The sequence below is a fragment of the Salmonella sp. 5800 genome (assembly GCF_046558195.1).
GTDB classification, from domain to species: domain Bacteria; phylum Pseudomonadota; class Gammaproteobacteria; order Enterobacterales; family Enterobacteriaceae; genus Salmonella; species Salmonella enterica.
In genome coordinates, this window is the sequence record NZ_JBGDOX010000017.1 from 1 (window position 1) to 20,303 (window position 20,303).

At 52.3% G+C, this 20,303-nt stretch carries 17 protein-coding genes and 1 pseudogene; 11 read left to right on the plus strand and 7 right to left on the minus strand.

All coding sequences use genetic code 11. The features are described from left to right. From ACLJZ5_RS21320 to ACLJZ5_RS21365, 10 genes are all read left to right on the plus strand, one after another. Positions 1-84: hypothetical protein (locus ACLJZ5_RS21320; protein WP_000740160.1), on the plus strand; the 84-nt coding region annotated here is incomplete at its 5' end. 229 nt (positions 85-313) lie between these two features. After that, complete coding sequence (secE, locus tag ACLJZ5_RS21325; RefSeq protein WP_001275691.1) at positions 314-697, plus strand: preprotein translocase subunit SecE; 384 nt, start codon at positions 314-316, stop codon at positions 695-697. Between the two features lies 1 nt (position 698). Then, complete coding sequence (nusG, locus tag ACLJZ5_RS21330; protein ID WP_001287521.1) at positions 699-1,244, plus strand: transcription termination/antitermination protein NusG; 546 nt, start codon at positions 699-701, stop codon at positions 1,242-1,244. Between the two features lie 157 nt (positions 1,245-1,401). Next, a complete protein-coding gene (rplK, locus tag ACLJZ5_RS21335; protein WP_001085926.1) occupies positions 1,402-1,830 on the plus strand; it encodes a 50S ribosomal protein L11 in 429 nt (142 codons plus the stop codon). A 3-nt stretch (positions 1,831-1,833) separates the two neighbouring features. Next, positions 1,834-2,538, plus strand: coding sequence for a 50S ribosomal protein L1 (gene rplA / locus ACLJZ5_RS21340; RefSeq protein WP_001096676.1), 705 nt, complete (start codon positions 1,834-1,836; stop codon positions 2,536-2,538). A 415-nt stretch (positions 2,539-2,953) separates the two neighbouring features. Then, entirely contained in the window at positions 2,954-3,451 is a 498-nt protein-coding gene (gene rplJ / locus ACLJZ5_RS21345) for a 50S ribosomal protein L10 (protein ID WP_001207203.1), read from the plus strand. 66 nt (positions 3,452-3,517) lie between these two features. After that, positions 3,518-3,883: a 50S ribosomal protein L7/L12 gene (gene rplL / locus ACLJZ5_RS21350; RefSeq protein WP_000028882.1), complete on the plus strand. Its 366-nt coding sequence runs from the start codon at positions 3,518-3,520 to the stop codon at positions 3,881-3,883. 317 nt (positions 3,884-4,200) lie between these two features. Continuing rightward, a complete protein-coding gene (rpoB, locus tag ACLJZ5_RS21355) occupies positions 4,201-8,229 on the plus strand; it encodes a DNA-directed RNA polymerase subunit beta (RefSeq protein ID WP_000263105.1) in 4,029 nt (1,342 codons plus the stop codon). Between the two features lie 76 nt (positions 8,230-8,305). Next, complete coding sequence (gene rpoC, locus ACLJZ5_RS21360) at positions 8,306-12,529, plus strand: DNA-directed RNA polymerase subunit beta' (protein WP_000653965.1); 4,224 nt, start codon at positions 8,306-8,308, stop codon at positions 12,527-12,529. Positions 12,530-12,570: 41 nt separating this feature from the next. Then, a complete protein-coding gene (locus ACLJZ5_RS21365) occupies positions 12,571-12,897 on the plus strand; it encodes a hypothetical protein (RefSeq protein ID WP_077905253.1) in 327 nt (108 codons plus the stop codon). Between the two features lie 5 nt (positions 12,898-12,902). Here the strand turns inward: ACLJZ5_RS21365 and ACLJZ5_RS21370 are convergent. Next, positions 12,903-13,243: pseudogene (locus tag ACLJZ5_RS21370) on the minus strand (cytoplasmic protein); the annotation flags it as partial. 380 nt (positions 13,244-13,623) lie between these two features. On the opposite strand from ACLJZ5_RS21370, the gene ACLJZ5_RS21375 reads away from it, so the two are divergent. Continuing rightward, positions 13,624-14,652 carry a type III secretion system effector arginine glycosyltransferase SseK1 gene (locus tag ACLJZ5_RS21375; RefSeq protein WP_000400592.1) on the plus strand — a complete coding sequence of 343 codons (1,029 nt, stop codon included), beginning with the start codon at positions 13,624-13,626 and terminating at the stop codon, positions 14,650-14,652. Positions 14,653-14,872: 220 nt separating this feature from the next. Here the strand turns inward: ACLJZ5_RS21375 and thiH are convergent, their stop codons facing one another. Genes thiH through thiC form a run of 6 tightly spaced genes read right to left on the minus strand, consistent with a single transcriptional unit; the run spans position 14,873 to position 20,237 of the window. After that, positions 14,873-16,006, minus strand: a complete 1,134-nt coding sequence (gene thiH, locus ACLJZ5_RS21380) for a 2-iminoacetate synthase ThiH (RefSeq protein ID WP_023226535.1) — start codon at positions 16,004-16,006, stop codon at positions 14,873-14,875. Further along, positions 16,003-16,773 (minus strand): thiazole synthase, encoded by a 771-nt coding sequence (gene thiG, locus ACLJZ5_RS21385; RefSeq protein ID WP_024798273.1) that lies wholly within the window; start codon positions 16,771-16,773, stop codon positions 16,003-16,005. Before thiG ends, thiH begins: the two co-directional genes overlap by 4 nt. Before the next feature lies 1 nt (position 16,774). Next, a complete protein-coding gene (gene thiS / locus ACLJZ5_RS21390; RefSeq protein ID WP_024798272.1) occupies positions 16,775-16,975 on the minus strand; it encodes a sulfur carrier protein ThiS in 201 nt (66 codons plus the stop codon). Next, positions 16,956-17,714, minus strand: a complete 759-nt coding sequence (locus ACLJZ5_RS21395) for a HesA/MoeB/ThiF family protein (protein ID WP_024798271.1) — start codon at positions 17,712-17,714, stop codon at positions 16,956-16,958. Before ACLJZ5_RS21395 ends, thiS begins: the two co-directional genes overlap by 20 nt. After that, positions 17,707-18,342 carry a thiamine phosphate synthase gene (thiE, locus tag ACLJZ5_RS21400; RefSeq protein WP_024798270.1) on the minus strand — a complete coding sequence of 212 codons (636 nt, stop codon included), beginning with the start codon at positions 18,340-18,342 and terminating at the stop codon, positions 17,707-17,709. The genes ACLJZ5_RS21395 and thiE overlap by 8 nt, the downstream gene beginning before the upstream one ends. Then, positions 18,342-20,237: a phosphomethylpyrimidine synthase ThiC gene (gene thiC / locus ACLJZ5_RS21405; protein WP_024798269.1), complete on the minus strand. Its 1,896-nt coding sequence runs from the start codon at positions 20,235-20,237 to the stop codon at positions 18,342-18,344. Before thiC ends, thiE begins: the two co-directional genes overlap by 1 nt. Positions 20,238-20,303 lie beyond the last annotated feature (66 nt).

Sequence of the window (20,303 nt, forward strand, 5' to 3'; positions counted from 1 at the left end):
GCAATGGACGACGGTCTGCGTTTCGCAATCCGTGAAGGCGGCCGTACCGTTGGCGCGGGCGTTGTTGCTAAAGTTCTCGGCTAATCGCTGATAACATTTGACGCAATGCGCAATAAAAGGGCATCATTTGATGCCCTTTTTGCACGCTTTCACACCAGAACCTGGCTCATCAGTGATTTTATTTGTCATAATCATTGCTGAGACAGGCTCTGTAGAGGGCGTATAATCCGAAAGGCGAATAAGCGTTTCGATTTGGATTGCCTCGCGATTGCGGGGTGAAAATGTTTGTAGAATACTTCTGACAGGTTGGTTTATGAGTGCGAATACCGAAGCTCAAGGGAGCGGGCGCGGCCTGGAAGCGATGAAGTGGATAGTTGTTGCCATATTGCTGATCGTCGCAATCGTCGGCAACTACCTCTATCGCGACATGATGCTGCCGCTGCGTGCGCTGGCCGTAGTAATTCTGATTGCTGCAGCGGGTGGTGTCGCGCTGTTGACGACAAAAGGTAAAGCAACCGTTGCTTTTGCCCGTGAAGCGAGAACCGAAGTCCGTAAGGTCATTTGGCCGACTCGCCAGGAAACGCTGCACACCACGCTGATCGTCGCTGCGGTTACCGCAGTTATGTCACTGATCCTGTGGGGACTGGATGGTATTCTGGTTCGCCTGGTATCCTTTATCACTGGCCTGAGGTTCTGAGATGTCTGAAGCACCTAAAAAGCGCTGGTACGTCGTTCAGGCGTTTTCCGGTTTTGAAGGCCGCGTAGCCACATCGCTGCGCGAGCATATCAAATTACACAATATGGAAGAGCTGTTTGGCGAAGTCATGGTGCCGACTGAAGAAGTCGTTGAGATCCGTGGCGGCCAGCGTCGCAAAAGCGAACGCAAATTCTTCCCGGGTTACGTTCTGGTCCAGATGGTCATGAACGACGCAAGCTGGCACCTGGTGCGTAGCGTGCCGCGTGTGATGGGCTTTATCGGCGGTACCTCTGACCGTCCGGCGCCGATCAGCGACAAAGAAGTCGATGCGATCATGAACCGCCTGCAGCAGGTTGGCGATAAGCCGCGGCCGAAAACTCTGTTTGAACCGGGTGAAATGGTTCGTGTTAACGACGGTCCGTTCGCAGACTTTAACGGCGTTGTCGAAGAAGTCGATTATGAGAAGTCTCGCCTGAAAGTGTCTGTTTCTATCTTCGGTCGTGCGACCCCGGTAGAGCTGGACTTCAGCCAGGTTGAGAAAGCGTAAGGCTGCGATCAAAAAAGCAGCGATCTAATCGTTGCATAGGGCGCGAAATTGACATACAATTTCGCGCCTTTTGTTTTTATGGGCCTTATGCCCATAAAGCGATATTTATCACGGGGAGCTTCTTTGAAGCGATACTACCCAATTCGAGGAATTTAGAATGGCTAAGAAAGTACAAGCCTACGTCAAGCTGCAGGTTGCAGCTGGTATGGCGAACCCGAGTCCGCCGGTTGGTCCAGCACTGGGTCAGCAGGGTGTGAACATCATGGAATTCTGCAAAGCGTTCAACGCAAAAACGGATTCCATCGAAAAAGGTCTGCCGATTCCGGTTGTTATTACCGTTTACGCTGACCGTTCTTTCACCTTCGTTACCAAAACGCCTCCGGCAGCTGTTCTGCTGAAAAAAGCGGCTGGTATCAAGTCTGGTTCCGGCAAGCCGAACAAAGACAAAGTAGGTAAAATTTCCCGCGCTCAGCTGCAGGAAATCGCGCAGACCAAAGCTGCCGACATGACCGGTGCCGACATTGAAGCGATGACTCGCTCCATCGAAGGTACTGCACGTTCCATGGGCCTGGTAGTGGAGGACTAAGAAATGGCTAAACTGACCAAGCGTATGCGCGTGATCCGTGAAAAAGTTGATGCGACCAAACAGTACGACATCAACGAAGCTATTGCCCTGCTGAAAGAGCTGGCCACTGCTAAATTCAACGAAAGCGTTGACGTTGCCGTTAACCTCGGCATCGATGCTCGTAAATCTGACCAGAACGTTCGTGGCGCGACTGTACTGCCGCACGGTACTGGCCGTTCTGTTCGCGTTGCCGTATTTACCCAGGGCCCGAACGCTGAAGCAGCTAAAGCTGCTGGCGCTGAGCTGGTAGGTATGGAAGATCTGGCTGACCAGATCAAGAAAGGCGAAATGAACTTCGACGTTGTTATCGCATCCCCGGATGCAATGCGCGTTGTTGGCCAGCTGGGCCAGGTTCTGGGTCCGCGCGGCCTGATGCCAAACCCGAAAGTCGGTACCGTAACGCCGAACGTTGCTGAAGCGGTTAAGAACGCTAAAGCAGGTCAGGTTCGTTACCGTAACGACAAAAACGGCATCATCCACACCACCATCGGTAAAGTGGACTTTGACGCTGACAAACTGAAAGAAAACCTGGAAGCTCTGCTGGTTGCGCTGAAAAAAGCAAAACCGAGCCAGGCGAAAGGCGTGTACATCAAGAAAGTTAGCATCTCCACCACCATGGGTGCTGGTGTTGCCGTTGATCAGGCTGGTCTGAGCGCATCTGCGAACTAAGATTAGTCTTTACGTGGGCGGTGATTTTGTCTACAATCTTACCCCCACGTATTCTGCTAATTGCAGACGTATATCCGAGATATTCGGGTTGTGGCAAGGCGGCAACTGAGTGAGTCGCCAGGAGCATAGCTAACTATGTGACTGGTGCGAACGAAGGAAGCCAACGCCGCCACAAGCTGAATAGCGGCGGATAGAAAAGATTTGTTCGTTGGAGCCTGGCCTATCCAGGCCTCCGTCGAAGACCGCAGGCGTCTCGCAAGAGGCTTAATCCCCTGCGTAGACGGTGACAGAACGCTAAGATTATTTTTGATACTCTGGCTTGTTTCTGCTCACCGTATTAAGACGCTCTTCTCGTTGAGATGAGTGAAGTGAGTTCCGGAACATGAGTTCCGGCAAACATCCAGGAGCAAAGCTAATGGCTTTAAATCTTCAAGACAAACAAGCGATTGTTGCTGAAGTCAGCGAAGTAGCCAAAGGCGCGCTGTCTGCAGTAGTTGCGGATTCCCGTGGCGTAACTGTAGATAAAATGACTGAACTGCGTAAAGCAGGTCGTGAAGCTGGCGTATACATGCGTGTTGTTCGTAACACCCTGCTGCGTCGCGTCGTTGAAGGTACTCAGTTCGAGTGCCTGAAAGACACGTTTGTTGGTCCGACCCTGATTGCATACTCTATGGAACACCCGGGCGCTGCTGCTCGTCTGTTCAAAGAGTTCGCGAAAGCGAATGCAAAATTTGAGGTCAAAGCTGCAGCCTTTGAAGGTGAGCTGATCCCGGCGTCTCAGATCGACCGCCTGGCAACTCTGCCGACCTACGAAGAAGCAATTGCACGCCTGATGGCAACCATGAAAGAAGCTTCGGCTGGCAAACTGGTTCGCACACTGGCTGCTGTACGCGATGCAAAAGAAGCTGCGTAATCGCAGTTGTCTTTATCAAGCATTTGCTTACGTATAAACTTATTCTGATATTCAGGAACAATTTAAATGTCTATCACTAAAGATCAAATCATTGAAGCAGTATCCGCTATGTCCGTAATGGACGTTGTAGAACTGATTTCTGCAATGGAAGAAAAATTCGGTGTTTCCGCTGCTGCTGCTGTGGCTGTAGCTGCTGGCCCGGCTGAAGCTGCTGAAGAAAAAACTGAATTCGACGTAATTCTGAAAGCTGCTGGCGCTAACAAAGTTGCTGTTATCAAAGCAGTACGTGGCGCAACTGGCCTGGGTCTGAAAGAAGCTAAAGACCTGGTAGAATCTGCTCCGGCCGCTCTGAAAGAAGGCGTGAGCAAAGATGACGCTGAAGCACTGAAAAAATCTCTGGAAGAAGCTGGCGCTGAAGTTGAAGTTAAATAAGCCAACCCTTCCGGTTGCAGCCTGAGAAATCAGGCTGATGGCTGGTGACTTTTTAGTCACCAGCCTTTTTGCGCTGTAAGGCGCCAGTAGCGTTTCACACTGTTTGACTACTGCTGTGCCTTTCAATGCTTGTTTCTATCGACGACTTAATATACTGCGACAGAGCGTACGTTCTGTGTAAATCGCAATGAAATGGTTTAAGCGTGATAGCAACAGGCATTGCGGAAAGTATCCATTTTCCGGTCAACAAAATAGTGTTGCACAAACTGTCCCCCGCAGGACAGATGGGTCGACTTGTCAGCGAGCTGAGGAACCCTATGGTTTACTCCTATACCGAGAAAAAACGTATTCGTAAGGATTTTGGTAAACGTCCACAAGTTCTGGATGTACCTTATCTCCTTTCTATCCAGCTTGACTCGTTTCAGAAGTTTATCGAGCAAGATCCTGAAGGGCAGTACGGCCTGGAAGCAGCCTTCCGTTCCGTGTTCCCGATTCAGAGCTACAGCGGTAATTCCGAGCTGCAGTACGTCAGCTACCGCCTTGGCGAACCGGTGTTTGACGTTCAGGAATGTCAGATCCGTGGCGTGACCTATTCCGCACCGCTGCGCGTAAAACTGCGTCTGGTGATCTACGAGCGCGAAGCGCCGGAAGGCACCGTTAAAGACATTAAAGAACAAGAAGTCTACATGGGCGAAATTCCGCTCATGACCGACAACGGTACCTTTGTTATCAACGGTACTGAGCGTGTTATCGTTTCTCAGCTGCACCGTAGTCCGGGCGTCTTCTTTGACTCCGACAAAGGTAAAACCCACTCTTCGGGTAAAGTGCTGTATAACGCGCGCATCATTCCTTACCGTGGTTCCTGGCTGGACTTCGAATTCGATCCGAAGGACAACCTGTTCGTGCGTATCGACCGTCGCCGTAAACTGCCTGCGACCATCATCCTGCGTGCGCTGAACTACACCACTGAGCAGATCCTTGACCTGTTCTTTGAGAAAGTCGTCTTCGAAATTCGCGACAACAAACTGCAGATGGAGCTGATTCCAGAACGTCTGCGCGGCGAAACTGCGTCGTTCGATATCGAAGCTAACGGCAAAGTGTACGTTGAAAAAGGCCGTCGCATTACCGCGCGTCACATTCGTCAGCTGGAAAAAGACGATATCAAGCATATCGAAGTTCCGGTTGAGTACATCGCAGGTAAAGTCGTCTCTAAAGACTACGTTGACGAATCCACTGGCGAGCTGATCTGCGCGGCGAACATGGAGCTGAGCCTGGATCTGCTGGCTAAGCTGAGCCAGTCCGGCCACAAGCGTATCGAAACGCTGTTTACCAACGATCTGGACCACGGCCCGTACATTTCTGAAACGGTACGCGTCGACCCAACCAACGATCGTCTGAGCGCGCTGGTAGAAATCTACCGCATGATGCGCCCTGGTGAGCCGCCGACTCGTGAAGCGGCTGAAAGCCTGTTTGAGAACCTGTTCTTCTCCGAAGACCGCTATGACCTGTCTGCGGTGGGTCGTATGAAGTTCAACCGTTCTCTGCTGCGCGACGAAATCGAAGGTTCCGGTATCCTGAGCAAAGACGACATCATTGATGTCATGAAGAAGCTCATCGATATCCGTAATGGTAAAGGCGAAGTGGATGATATCGACCACCTCGGCAACCGTCGTATCCGTTCCGTCGGCGAAATGGCGGAAAACCAGTTCCGCGTTGGCCTGGTGCGTGTAGAGCGTGCGGTGAAAGAGCGTCTGTCTCTGGGCGATCTGGATACCCTGATGCCTCAGGATATGATCAATGCCAAGCCGATTTCCGCGGCAGTGAAAGAGTTCTTTGGTTCCAGCCAGCTGTCTCAGTTTATGGACCAGAACAACCCGCTGTCTGAGATTACGCACAAACGTCGTATCTCCGCACTCGGCCCAGGCGGTCTGACCCGCGAACGCGCAGGCTTCGAAGTTCGAGACGTACACCCGACGCACTACGGTCGCGTATGTCCTATCGAAACGCCGGAAGGTCCGAACATCGGTCTGATCAACTCCCTGTCCGTGTACGCACAGACTAACGAATATGGCTTCCTTGAGACGCCGTACCGTCGTGTGGTTGATGGCGTGGTCACTGACGAAATTCATTACCTGTCTGCTATCGAAGAAGGCAACTACGTTATCGCTCAGGCGAACTCCAACCTGGATGACGAAGGCCACTTTGTAGAAGATCTGGTTACCTGCCGTAGCAAAGGCGAATCCAGCTTGTTCAGCCGCGACCAGGTTGATTACATGGACGTTTCCACCCAGCAGGTGGTCTCCGTCGGTGCGTCCCTGATCCCGTTCCTGGAACACGATGACGCCAACCGTGCATTGATGGGTGCGAACATGCAACGTCAGGCGGTTCCGACTCTGCGTGCTGATAAGCCGCTGGTGGGTACCGGTATGGAACGTGCTGTCGCCGTCGACTCCGGTGTTACTGCAGTAGCTAAACGTGGCGGTACTGTTCAGTACGTGGATGCATCCCGTATCGTTATCAAAGTTAACGAAGACGAGATGTACCCGGGTGAAGCAGGTATCGACATCTATAACCTGACCAAATACACCCGCTCTAACCAGAACACCTGTATCAACCAGATGCCATGTGTGTCTCTGGGCGAGCCGGTTGAACGCGGCGACGTGCTGGCAGACGGTCCGTCCACCGACCTCGGTGAACTGGCGCTCGGTCAGAACATGCGCGTGGCGTTCATGCCGTGGAACGGCTACAACTTCGAAGACTCCATCCTCGTTTCCGAGCGTGTTGTCCAGGAAGACCGTTTCACCACCATCCACATTCAGGAACTGGCGTGCGTGTCCCGTGACACCAAGCTGGGGCCGGAAGAGATCACCGCTGACATCCCGAACGTGGGTGAAGCTGCGCTCTCCAAACTGGATGAATCCGGTATCGTTTACATCGGTGCGGAAGTGACCGGCGGCGACATTCTGGTCGGTAAGGTGACGCCGAAAGGTGAAACCCAGCTGACGCCGGAAGAGAAACTGCTGCGTGCGATCTTCGGTGAGAAAGCGTCTGACGTTAAAGACTCTTCTCTGCGCGTACCTAACGGTGTCTCCGGTACGGTGATCGACGTTCAGGTCTTTACTCGCGATGGCGTAGAAAAAGACAAACGTGCTCTGGAAATCGAAGAGATGCAGCTCAAGCAGGCGAAAAAAGACCTGTCTGAAGAACTGCAAATCCTCGAAGCGGGCCTGTTTAGCCGTATCCGTGCGGTACTGGTGTCCGGCGGCGTTGAAGCTGAGAAGCTCGACAAACTGCCGCGCGACCGCTGGCTGGAACTCGGTCTGACCGACGAAGAGAAACAAAATCAGCTGGAACAACTGGCTGAGCAGTATGACGAACTGAAACACGAGTTCGAGAAAAAACTTGAAGCGAAGCGCCGTAAAATCACCCAGGGCGACGATCTGGCGCCGGGCGTGCTGAAGATCGTGAAGGTCTATCTGGCCGTTAAACGCCGTATCCAGCCGGGTGATAAGATGGCAGGTCGTCACGGTAACAAGGGTGTTATCTCTAAGATCAACCCGATCGAAGACATGCCTTACGATGAAAACGGCACGCCGGTAGACATCGTACTGAACCCGCTGGGCGTACCGTCTCGTATGAACATTGGTCAGATTCTGGAAACCCACCTGGGTATGGCTGCGAAAGGTATTGGCGACAAGATTAACGCCATGCTGAAACAGCAGCAGGAAGTCGCGAAACTGCGCGAATTCATCCAGCGTGCCTACGATCTGGGCGCCGACGTTCGTCAGAAAGTCGACCTGAGCACCTTCAGCGATGATGAAGTGCTGCGTCTGGCAGAAAACCTGCGTAAAGGTATGCCGATTGCCACACCAGTGTTCGACGGTGCGAAAGAAGCGGAAATCAAAGAGCTGCTGAAACTGGGCGATCTGCCGACCTCCGGTCAGATCACCCTGTTCGATGGCCGTACGGGTGAACAGTTCGAACGTCCGGTAACCGTCGGTTACATGTACATGCTGAAACTGAACCACCTGGTTGATGACAAGATGCATGCGCGTTCTACCGGTTCTTACAGCCTGGTTACTCAGCAGCCGCTGGGTGGTAAGGCGCAGTTCGGTGGTCAGCGCTTCGGGGAGATGGAAGTGTGGGCGCTGGAAGCTTACGGCGCCGCCTACACCCTACAGGAAATGCTCACCGTTAAGTCTGATGACGTGAACGGCCGTACCAAGATGTATAAGAACATCGTGGACGGCAACCATCAGATGGAACCGGGTATGCCGGAATCCTTCAACGTTCTGTTGAAAGAGATCCGCTCGCTGGGCATCAACATCGAACTGGAAGACGAGTAATTCTCGCTCAAACAGGTCACTGGTGTCGGGGTAAAACCCGACACCAGATTGTGCTAACTCCGACGGGAGCAAATCCGTGAAAGATTTATTAAAGTTTCTGAAAGCGCAGACTAAAACCGAAGAGTTTGATGCGATCAAAATTGCTCTGGCTTCGCCAGACATGATCCGTTCATGGTCTTTCGGTGAAGTTAAAAAGCCGGAAACCATCAACTACCGTACGTTCAAACCTGAGCGTGACGGCCTTTTCTGCGCCCGTATCTTTGGGCCGGTAAAAGACTACGAGTGCCTGTGCGGTAAGTACAAGCGCCTGAAACACCGTGGTGTTATTTGTGAGAAGTGCGGCGTTGAAGTGACCCAGACCAAAGTACGCCGTGAGCGTATGGGCCACATCGAGCTGGCGTCTCCGACTGCTCACATCTGGTTCCTGAAATCGCTGCCGTCCCGTATCGGTCTGCTGCTCGATATGCCGCTGCGCGATATCGAACGCGTACTGTACTTCGAATCTTATGTTGTTATCGAAGGCGGTATGACCAACCTGGAACGTCAACAGATCCTGACTGAAGAGCAGTATCTGGACGCGCTGGAAGAGTTCGGTGACGAATTCGACGCCAAGATGGGTGCGGAAGCTATCCAGGCCCTGCTGAAGAGCATGGATCTGGAGCAAGAGTGTGAAACTCTGCGCGAAGAGCTGAACGAAACCAACTCCGAAACCAAGCGTAAGAAGCTGACCAAGCGTATCAAACTGCTGGAAGCCTTCGTACAGTCTGGCAACAAGCCAGAGTGGATGATCCTGACCGTTCTGCCGGTTCTGCCGCCAGATCTGCGTCCGCTGGTTCCGCTGGATGGTGGTCGTTTCGCCACGTCAGATCTGAACGATCTGTATCGTCGCGTCATTAACCGTAACAACCGTCTGAAACGTCTGCTGGATCTGGCTGCGCCGGACATCATCGTACGCAACGAAAAACGTATGCTGCAGGAAGCGGTTGACGCCCTGCTGGATAACGGTCGTCGCGGTCGTGCGATCACCGGTTCTAACAAGCGTCCTCTGAAATCTTTGGCCGACATGATCAAAGGTAAACAGGGTCGTTTCCGTCAGAACCTGCTCGGTAAGCGTGTTGACTACTCCGGTCGTTCTGTTATCACCGTAGGTCCATACCTGCGTCTGCATCAGTGCGGTCTGCCGAAGAAAATGGCGCTGGAGCTGTTCAAACCGTTCATCTACGGCAAGCTGGAACTGCGTGGCCTCGCCACCACCATCAAAGCCGCGAAGAAAATGGTTGAGCGCGAAGAAGCCGTCGTTTGGGATATCCTGGACGAAGTGATCCGCGAACACCCGGTACTGCTGAACCGTGCACCAACACTGCACCGTCTGGGTATCCAGGCATTTGAACCGGTACTGATCGAAGGTAAAGCTATCCAGCTGCACCCGCTGGTTTGTGCGGCATATAACGCCGACTTCGATGGTGACCAGATGGCTGTTCACGTACCGCTGACGCTGGAAGCCCAGCTTGAAGCGCGTGCGCTGATGATGTCTACCAACAACATCCTGTCTCCGGCGAACGGCGAACCTATCATCGTTCCGTCTCAGGACGTGGTATTGGGTCTGTACTACATGACCCGTGACTGTGTTAACGCCAAAGGCGAAGGCATGGTGCTGACTGGCCCGAAAGAAGCTGAGCGTATCTATCGCGCAGGTCTGGCCTCTCTGCATGCGCGCGTTAAAGTGCGTATCACTGAATATGAAAAAGATGAAAACGGCGAATTCGTTGCGCACACCAGCCTGAAAGACACGACCGTTGGTCGCGCCATTCTGTGGATGATCGTACCGAAAGGTCTGCCTTTCTCCATCGTCAACCAGGCGCTGGGCAAGAAAGCGATCTCCAAAATGCTGAACACTTGCTACCGTATTCTGGGTCTGAAACCGACCGTTATTTTTGCGGACCAGACGATGTACACCGGCTTTGCTTATGCAGCGCGTTCAGGTGCGTCCGTTGGTATTGATGACATGGTCATCCCGGAGAAAAAACACGAGATCATTTCTGAAGCGGAAGCTGAAGTTGCTGAGATCCAGGAGCAGTTCCAGTCTGGTCTGGTAACCGCTGGCGAACGCTATAACAAAGTTATCGATATCTGGGCTGCGGCGAACGATCGTGTATCCAAAGCGATGATGGATAACCTGCAAACCGAAACCGTGATTAACCGTGACGGCCAGGAAGAGCAGCAGGTTTCCTTCAACAGCATCTACATGATGGCCGACTCCGGTGCGCGTGGTTCTGCGGCACAGATTCGTCAGCTTGCTGGTATGCGTGGTCTGATGGCGAAGCCGGATGGCTCCATCATCGAAACGCCAATCACCGCGAACTTCCGTGAAGGTCTGAACGTACTCCAGTACTTCATCTCCACCCACGGTGCGCGTAAAGGTTTGGCGGATACCGCACTGAAAACCGCGAACTCCGGTTACCTGACCCGTCGTCTGGTTGACGTCGCGCAGGATCTGGTGGTGACCGAAGATGACTGTGGTACGCACGAAGGTATCCTGATGACCCCGGTTATCGAGGGTGGCGACGTGAAAGAGCCGCTGCGTGACCGCGTTCTGGGTCGTGTGACTGCTGAAGACGTTCTGAAGCCGGGTACCGCGGACATTCTGGTTCCACGCAACACGCTGCTGCACGAACAGTGGTGTGACCTGCTGGAAGCAAACTCCGTTGACGCCGTTAAAGTGCGTTCCGTTGTATCCTGCGACACCGACTTTGGTGTATGTGCGCACTGCTATGGTCGTGACCTGGCGCGTGGCCACATCATCAACAAAGGTGAAGCTATCGGCGTTATCGCGGCACAGTCCATCGGTGAACCGGGTACACAGCTGACGATGCGTACGTTCCACATCGGTGGTGCGGCATCGCGTGCGGCTGCTGAATCCAGCATCCAGGTGAAAAACAAAGGTAGCATCAAGCTCAGCAACGTGAAGTCGGTTGTGAACTCCAGCGGTAAACTGGTTATCACTTCCCGTAACACCGAACTGAAGCTGATCGACGAATTCGGTCGTACCAAAGAGAGCTATAAAGTGCCTTATGGCGCTGTCATGGCGAAAGGTGATGGCGAGCAGGTTGCCGGCGGCGAAACCGTGGCAAACTGGGACCCGCACACCATGCCGGTTATCACCGAAGTGAGTGGTTTCATCCGCTTCACTGACATGATCGACGGTCAGACCATTACGCGTCAGACCGACGAACTGACCGGTTTGTCTTCGCTGGTGGTTCTGGATTCGGCTGAACGTACTACTGGTGGTAAGGATCTGCGTCCGGCGCTGAAAATCGTTGATGCTCAGGGTAATGACGTTCTGATCCCGGGTACCGATATGCCTGCGCAGTACTTCCTGCCGGGTAAAGCGATTGTACAGCTGGAAGATGGCGTACAGATCAGTTCTGGTGACACCCTGGCGCGTATTCCGCAGGAATCCGGCGGTACCAAGGATATCACCGGTGGTCTGCCGCGCGTTGCCGACCTGTTCGAAGCGCGTCGTCCGAAAGAACCGGCAATCCTTGCTGAAATCGCAGGTATCGTTTCCTTCGGTAAAGAAACCAAAGGCAAACGTCGCCTGGTGATTACGCCGGTTGATGGTAGTGACCCGTACGAAGAGATGATTCCGAAATGGCGTCAGCTCAACGTGTTCGAAGGGGAACGTGTAGAACGTGGTGATGTGATTTCCGATGGTCCGGAAGCGCCGCACGACATTCTGCGTCTGCGTGGCGTTCATGCTGTGACGCGTTACATTGTTAACGAAGTTCAGGATGTATACCGTCTGCAGGGCGTTAAGATTAACGATAAACACATCGAAGTTATCGTTCGTCAGATGCTGCGTAAAGCGACCATCGAAAGCGCCGGTAGTTCCGACTTCCTGGAAGGCGAACAGGTTGAATACTCTCGCGTCAAGATCGCTAACCGCGAGCTGGAAGCGAACGGCAAAGTGGGGGCTACCTTCTCCCGCGATCTGCTGGGTATCACCAAAGCGTCTCTGGCAACCGAATCGTTCATCTCTGCCGCATCGTTCCAGGAGACCACCCGTGTCCTGACCGAAGCAGCCGTTGCGGGTAAACGCGACGAACTGCGCGGCCTGAAAGAGAACGTTATCGTGGGTCGTCTGATTCCGGCCGGTACCGGTTATGCGTACCACCAGGATCGTATGCGCCGTCGCGCCGCGGGCGAGCAGCCAGCAACACCGCAGGTGACTGCAGAAGACGCATCTGCCAGCCTGGCAGAGCTGCTGAACGCAGGCCTGGGCGGTTCTGATAACGAGTAATCGTTAAATGGTGGAGGGGTATTTGTCCCTCCACCAGCTTCATGCTGGATGCCGAATTCCGGGTCGCTTGCCTACAAGGAAAGAAAATGCCAGCGATTATTTCATTAATCTATTTAATGTTTAGTCTTTTGGTATTTACAAAAAAGATAACCATTTCAAACGTTCTGTCCGCTTTTTTATTGTTTCTATCGTTATATATACTTCACCATAAATCATTACTTATATTTATTTATTGTCTTATTATTATTGTCGCCACCGTTATTCTTCTTCGAGTCAAAATCAGCGCGGATAAAAAATCCGTATTTTATTTTTCAATGCCATGCTGGCTCTTGATTTTATCTGTAATTATAAATTTAATGAATAAATGAATTATTTTTTTTATGACTCTTGTTTCTCGTATTATTGGTGAAAACTCACTATCACTGGTTATATGAATAAATTGTCCAGTTTTTGCGTTATATTTTGCCATCGCACAGGGAAGACTATTACCGCCGTTAGCCATAACAAATTTTGCTTTTGTATTACGATAAAGATTGACGCCAGGAATGGGGTCCTGACCGAATGTATAAGGCGTTGGGACAATTACATTATGTTTGTTTGAGAACCACTTTGCTAAAATCCCGTCAACGCCATCAACCGGCGTAATAAAAGTAGAGAATCCACAATACTCAAAATTGAATTTTTTACCATTGGGTTTCTTTTTTTCTGTAACATTAAATCCAAATGTGACTTTAAATTTATCCCATAAATCTAAGTTATTAAAGTCTATTGGCTCGCCATTATAAAATACCTGCTGTTCATACATTAAATGATAAACCTGTTTTATTGGTTGTTTACGCGGGAAATTTTAAATCATTAAATGAAGCATTTGATTCCATTAAGGTCTTTGTTTTACCTTATTACAGGAATTATAAATATGATGTCATTTTTGGAATAAAAATAAAGTTAACAAGCTATTTATTTAATTGCTCACTAGTAGGGTATTTATGTATCCACCGGTTAATGCTTAATTTAGCATCTTTTAGCTGACAGCGATTGCAACGCTAAAAAACATGTGCTAATAATCATCATGTAAAATATGTAATGAAGTAAGCATGGAGCATTTAATTGTTATGATCCCACCATTAAATAGATATGTTCCCGCGCTTTCAAAAAATGAATTGGTTAAAACTGTTACCGACAGGGACATTCAGTTTACAAGTTTTAATGGAAAAGATTATCCCTTGTGCTTTTTAGATGAGAAAACCCCTCTTCTTTTCCAGTGGTTTGAGCGGAATCCTGCTCGCTTTGGGAAAAATGATATACCTATAATTAACACAGAGAAAAACCCCTACCTTAACAATATCATTAAAGCAGCAACAATTGAAAAAGAACGTCTTATAGGTATTTTTGTAGATGGTGATTTTTTTCCAGGACAAAAGGATGCTTTTTCAAAACTTGAGTATGACTATGAAAACATAAAAGTCATATATAGAAATGATATTGACTTTAGCATGTACGATAAAAAATTATCAGAAATTTATATGGAAAATATTTCTAAGCAAGAGTCCATGCCAGAAGAAAAAAGGGATTATCATTTACTGCAGCTATTAAAAAAAGAATTGAGTGATATTCAAGAGGGTAATGATTCATTAATTAAATCTTACTTACTGGATAAAGGCTATGGATGGTTTGATTTTTACAGGAATATGGCTATGTTAAAGGCTGGTCAGTTATTTTTGGAGGCGGATAAGGTTGGGTGTTATGATTTATCAACAAATAGTGGGTGTATATATCTCGATGCTGATATGATTATCACGGAAAAACTGGGGGGTATATATATTCCGGATGGAATCGCTGTTCATGTAGAAAGGATAGATGGCCGTGCTTCTATGGAGAACGGGATAATAGCTGTTGATCGCAATAACCATCCGGCTTTACTTGCTGGATTGGAAATAATGCATACTAAATTTGATGCTGATCCCTATTCCGATGGTGTATGTAATGGAATTAGAAAACATTTTAATTATTCTTTAAATGAAGATTATAATTCTTTTTGCGATTTTATTGAGTTTAAGCATGATAACATTATAATGAATACCAGTCAGTTTACGCAAAGTTCATGGGCGAGGCATGTGCAGTAGTGGAAATGGCAATAATCATGCTATTGAATACATAAAATATTGGCATAAACTATCAAGTTTCGGCGAAAAAATATTTGATGCTCAGTTTTCTCTACTACAGCCAACTTTAAAATCGCAGTGCTGTTCAGAACGGACATAAAAAAACGGGAGGTCGATAACAATCTCCCGTTTTTCGCATTACGTACTCGTTCGTGAAATACTAATGCGTTTACATACGGGTTCACCGCGTTTGCGAAGCGCGCCCCAGCCAACTGTCCCAGTCTTTCCAGACGGGCTGCAATCCTTGCGCGCTTAACGCGCTTGCTACTGTTTCAGGCCGACGGGCATCGTGGGGAGAAAACTGCTCCAGTTCCGGATGATCGTCAGCGTAGCCGCCGGGCTGCGTTTTTGAGAAGGCGCTGACGTTGTTGATTGCCAGAGGAATCACATGGTCTCGAAACCACGGCGATTCGCGGGTGGAGAGTGATAATTCAATTTCCGGCGCCAATAACCGGAAAGCGCAAATCGTTTGCACCAGTTGCTTTTCATCCATCACAGATGCGGGTTCCACACCGCCAGTACACGGACGCAGACGCGGGAAGGAAACAGAATAGCGACTCTGCCAGTAGTGTTTCTGCATCCACAACAGATGCTCCGCCACCATATAGCAATCCACCCGCCAGTTGTCCGACAGACCAATTAGCGCGCCAAGACCGATTTTGTCGATACCTGCCCGGCCTAACCGATCGGGCGTTTCCAGCCGCCAGAAAAAGTCCTGTTTCTTTCCCTTCAGGTGATGCTGTGCATAGATTGCCTCATGGTAAGTTTCCTGATAAACCATCACGCCATCGATCCCCAGCGTTTTGAGCTCCGCATAGTTTTCTTGCGACAAGGGCTGGACTTCCATCTGTAATGATGAAAATTGACGGCGGATAGCCGGTAAATGACGGCGAAAATAGTCCATTCCTACTTTGGCCTGATGTTCGCCAGTCACCAGCAACAGATGCTCAAAGCCCAGTTTACGGATAGCATCGCACTCCCTTTGAATATCCACCTCATCCAGCGTTTTACGCTTGATGCGGTTGCTCATTGAGAAGCCGCAGTAGGTGCAGTCGTTGGCACAGAGGTTTGAGAGATAAAGCGGCACGTAGAAACTGACGGTGTTGCCAAAGCGTTGTCGGGTCAGCCTTTGTGCCCGCTGCGCCATCGGTTCCAGATAATCGGCGGCGGCGGGGGAGAGCAACGCCATCAAATCGTCCCGGCTAAGATGCGCGGCGTTCAGCGCGCGCTCCACGTCGGCGGCAGTTTTACCGTTGATGCGCAGGCGAATATCGTCCCACTCCAGTTGCCGCCAACGGTCGCTGAAAGTTTTCATGCCAGGGCCTCCAGAAATCCGGTGAGCGGGCTGGTGGCGCTGGCGTAGGTGTTACGATTACCCGGCACCGCCTGACGCGCCAGTACTCCCGCTTCTACAGCCAGACGAAAGGCGGTTGCCATCATCACCGGATCGTCCGCCACGGCAATCGCGGTGTTAACCAGCACCGCATCAGCGCCCATTTCCAGCGCCTGCGCCGCATGGCTGGGCACGCCGATCCCGGCGTCGACCACCACCGGCACGGTCGCCTGCTGGATAATAATTTCCAGCATGGCTTTGGTTTCCAGCCCCTGATTCGAACCGATGGGCGCGCCGAGCGGCATCACCGCCGCGCAGCCAACCTCTTCCAACCGCTTGCACAACACCGGATCCGCGCCGCAGTAGGGCAGCACCACGAAGCCCTGCTTCACCAGCGCCTCGGCGGCTTTTAGCGTTTCGATCGGATCCGGCAATAGCCAGCGGGCATCCGGATGGATTTCTAATTTCAACCAGTTTGTGCCCAGCGCTTCGCGCGCCAGTTGGGCGGCGAAGATTGCCTCTTCGGCAGTTTTCGCCCCGGAGGTATTGGGCAGCAGCGTGACGCCCGCTTCAATCAGCGGTGCCAGGATAGCGTCGTTGTGCTGACGTAAATCCACGCGCTTCATCGCCAGCGTCACCAACTGGCTGCCGGAGGCGCGAATCGCCTTGACCATCAGTTGCGATGAGGCAAACTTCCCGGTGCCGGTGAACAGATGTGAATCAAACGTTTTGTCGGCAATACGTAGCATATCAACCCCCTGCAATAATCTGAAAAAGCAGGATCTGGTCGCCTTCCTGCACGATTTGCTGTTCCCACTGCTCGCGCGGCAGGATCTGCTGATTGAGCGCCAGCGCCGCGCCCGGTTGAAGCTGATTAAGCGTAGCGAGCAGGCTGCTGACGGTTTGCCCTTCGGCGCACTGCATCGGTTCATCATTGAACTGAATCTGCATGTTGCCCTCCGCAGACCTGACAGCCGCTGGCACGACGCAGCGCCAGGCTGCGCCACTGGCTGGTTTTACCGTCAAACAGGCGTAGCTCGCCACTCGGCGTTTCCATCCCGCTGAGTAATTTGATTGCCTCCAGCGCCTGCAAAGTGCCCATCACGCCAACAACCGGTCCGACGATACCGGCGGTACGGCAGTTGCGTTCAGGCTCGACATCGTCCGGCCACAGGCAGCGGTAACAGCCTTGTTCCCACGGTGGTGTGAGGACCATTAGCTGGCCGCCAAAGCCGACGGCGCTGGCGGAAATTAACGGAGTGTTGAGCGCCACGCAGGCGGCGTTAATTTCCTGGCGCGTGGCCATGTTATCGGTACAGTCGAGCACCACGTCGGCGTGTGCTACCGCGTTTTTAAGCACATCGCCAGTCAGACGTTGTTGCAATACGATCAGCTCGCTACCGGGGTTGAGCTGCGCCAGCCGTAGCTTTGCCGCCTGCGCCTTCGGGTGGGCGATATCATCGGTGGTGAACAGAATTTGCCGCTGGAGATTGCTCAAGTGAACATCGTCATCATCCGCCAGCGTCAGTGTGCCGATGCCTGCTCCCGCCAGATACAGCGCGGCAGGCGAACCCAATCCGCCTAAGCCGACAATCAATACATGGCTATTGAGCAGCTTTTGCTGGCCTTCAATGGCGATATCGCCGAGCAGGATTTGCCGGCTGTAGCGCATAAAGTCACGGTCATTCATCGCCGACTCCCGCGATTGCCAGTAACTGCGCGGTAGCGGCGCGCCAGTCGGCAGCCTGAGTAATGGCGCTGACCACGGCAATACTGCCGACGCCGGTCGCCAGTACCGCCGGAGCGCGTTCAAGGCTGATGCCGCCGATCGCGACGGTCGGGTAATCCGCCAGACGTTCAATATGACTGGCCAGCTGCGCCAGCCCCTGCGGGGCGGAAGGCATCTGCTTGGTTTGCGTGGGGAAGACATGACCCAGCGCGATATAAGAAGGCTTAGCGGCCAGCGCCACGTCTATCTCCATATCATCGTGGGTCGATACGCCCAGGCGTAAGCCCGCCGCCTGAATCGCTTTCAGGTCGGTGGTTTCAAGGTCTTCCTGGCCCAGATGCACGCCGTAAGCGCGGTGCTTAATTGCCAGACGCCAGTAATCGTTGATAAACAGCCGGGCGTCATAACGACGCCCCAGCGCGATGGCGGCAATAACATCCGCTTCTACCTCTTCATCGCGCTTATCTTTGATACGCAACTGGATGGTGCGCACGCCCGCCTCCAGCAGGCGTTCAATCCATGCAACGCTGTCCACCACCGGGTAAAGCCCGAGGCGGAACGGCACGGTCGGGAAATCAGGCTGATACATCAGACTTCCTCCCGCTTGAGATAAATTTCGCCACCTTTGGCGCGGAAGTTTTCCGACATATCCGCCATGCCGACTTCAATGGCTTGCGCGGCGGCGTAATCGCGGACTTCCTGGCTGATTTTCATCGAGCAGAACTTCGGCCCGCACATGGAACAGAAGTGAGCGACCTTACCGGACTCCTGCGGCAGGGTTTCATCGTGATAAGCGCGGGCGGTGAACGGGTCGAGCGCAAGGTTAAACTGATCTTCCCAACGGAATTCAAAGCGCGCTTTCGACATCGCGTTATCGCGAATCTGCGCGCCCGGATGGCCTTTCGCTAAGTCAGCAGCGTGGGCGGCGATTTTGTAGGTGATCAGCCCCTGCTTCACATCTTCTTTGTTTGGCAGGCCGAGATGTTCTTTCGGCGTCACGTAACACAGCATCGCACAGCCGAACCAGCCGATCATCGCGGCGCCAATGCCGGAGGTAAAGTGGTCATAGCCCGGCGCGATATCGGTGGTCAACGGCCCTAAGGTGTAGAACGGCGCTTCATGGCAGCTCTCCAGCTCTTCGGTCATGTTGCGCTGGATCATATGCATGGGTACATGACCCGGGCCTTCAATCATCACCTGCACGTCGTATTCCCAGGCGATTTTGGTCAATTCGCCCAGCGTATGCAGCTCGGAGAACTGCGCTTCGTCGTTGGCGTCCTGAATGGAGCCGGGGCGCAGGCCGTCGCCCAGCGACAGGGAAACGTCGTAGGCGGCGCAGATTTCGCAAATCTCGCGGAAATGTTCGAACAGGAAGTTCTCTTTGTGATGGGAGAGACACCACTTCGCCATGATCGAACCGCCGCGCGAGACAATCCCGGTCAGGCGTTTGGCGGTCATCGGCACGTAGCGCAGCAGCACGCCCGCGTGGATGGTGAAGTAGTCGACGCCCTGTTCGGCCTGCTCCAGCAGCGTGTCGCGGAACGCTTCCCAGGTAAGATCTTCGGCGATCCCGTTGACCTTCTCCAGCGCCTGGTAGATCGGGACGGTGCCGATCGGTACCGGACTGTTACGCAGGATCCACTCACGGGTTTCGTGAATATAGCGCCCGGTGGAAAGGTCCATTACCGTATCCGCGCCCCAGCGCGTCGCCCACACCAGTTTTTCCACCTCTTCTTCGATAGAGGAGGTGACCGCCGAGTTGCCGATGTTGGCATTCACTTTGACCAGGAAGTTGCGGCCAATAATCATCGGCTCCGATTCCGGGTGGTTGATGTTGGCGGGAATAATCGCGCGGCCCGCAGCCACTTCATCACGCACGAATTCCGGCGTAATGTTTTCCGGCAGGCGCGCGCCGAAGCTTTCTCCGGGATGCTGGTGGCGCAGTACTTCACTGCGAATGCGCTCGCGGCCCATGTTTTCACGGATGGCGATGAACTCCATTTCGGGAGTGACGATCCCCTGGCGGGCATAATGAAGTTGCGTCACGCGGTGTCCGGCTTTGGCGCGTTTTGGCGTTAACAGACCGGTAAAACGCAGATCGTTCAGGCCATCGTCGGCCAGACGTTCTCTGGTGTAAGCCGAGCTACGGTCGTCTAATTCTTCGCTATCGTTACGTGCGTCAATCCACGGCTGGCGCAGTTTCGCCAGACCCTGCTGGACGTTAATCGCCACCTCAGGATCGCCATAGGGACCGGAGGTGTCGTACACCGGCACGGGTTCGTTCTCTTCAAACTGCGGGTTGTCTTTACTGCCGCCGATGAGCGTCGGGCTAAGTTGAATTTCACGCATCGGTACGCGAATATCATGCTGCGAACCGGTCACGTAGATGCGTTTCGAGTTGGGAAAGGCAGTCCCTTCCAGCGTATCGATAAAATGCTGGGCTTTAGCGCGCTGCTCGCGGCGGGTTAACGTTGTTGTAGACATAGCTCATTCCAAAAAATTAAGGACGTGGCTTGTCAGACGACGGATGGAGTAATGGATGTGCGCCGC

Bases quoted from the DNA above. Each gene is read 5' to 3' on its own strand.
- ACLJZ5_RS21365 (WP_077905253.1), top strand. From the start codon at position 12,571: ATGCTGGATGCCGAATTCCGGGTCGCTTGCCTACAAGGAAAGAAAATG.
- rpoB (WP_000263105.1), top strand. From the start codon at position 4,201: ATGGTTTACTCCTATACCGAGAAAAAACGTATTCGTAAGGATTTTGGT.
- rplJ (WP_001207203.1), top strand. From the start codon at position 2,954: ATGGCTTTAAATCTTCAAGACAAACAAGCGATTGTTGCTGAAGTCAGC.
- thiC (WP_024798269.1), bottom strand. From the start codon at position 20,237: ATGTCTACAACAACGTTAACCCGCCGCGAGCAGCGCGCTAAAGCCCAG.
- thiG (WP_024798273.1), bottom strand. From the start codon at position 16,773: ATGCTACGTATTGCCGACAAAACGTTTGATTCACATCTGTTCACCGGC.
- rplK (WP_001085926.1), top strand. From the start codon at position 1,402: ATGGCTAAGAAAGTACAAGCCTACGTCAAGCTGCAGGTTGCAGCTGGT.
- thiS (WP_024798272.1), bottom strand. From the start codon at position 16,975: ATGCAGATTCAGTTCAATGATGAACCGATGCAGTGCGCCGAAGGGCAA.
- thiH (WP_023226535.1), bottom strand. From the start codon at position 16,006: ATGAAAACTTTCAGCGACCGTTGGCGGCAACTGGAGTGGGACGATATT.
- secE (WP_001275691.1), top strand. From the start codon at position 314: ATGAGTGCGAATACCGAAGCTCAAGGGAGCGGGCGCGGCCTGGAAGCG.
- ACLJZ5_RS21375 (WP_000400592.1), top strand. From the start codon at position 13,624: ATGGAGCATTTAATTGTTATGATCCCACCATTAAATAGATATGTTCCC.
- nusG (WP_001287521.1), top strand. From the start codon at position 699: ATGTCTGAAGCACCTAAAAAGCGCTGGTACGTCGTTCAGGCGTTTTCC.
- thiE (WP_024798270.1), bottom strand. From the start codon at position 18,342: ATGTATCAGCCTGATTTCCCGACCGTGCCGTTCCGCCTCGGGCTTTAC.
- ACLJZ5_RS21395 (WP_024798271.1), bottom strand. From the start codon at position 17,714: ATGAATGACCGTGACTTTATGCGCTACAGCCGGCAAATCCTGCTCGGC.
- rplL (WP_000028882.1), top strand. From the start codon at position 3,518: ATGTCTATCACTAAAGATCAAATCATTGAAGCAGTATCCGCTATGTCC.
- rplA (WP_001096676.1), top strand. From the start codon at position 1,834: ATGGCTAAACTGACCAAGCGTATGCGCGTGATCCGTGAAAAAGTTGAT.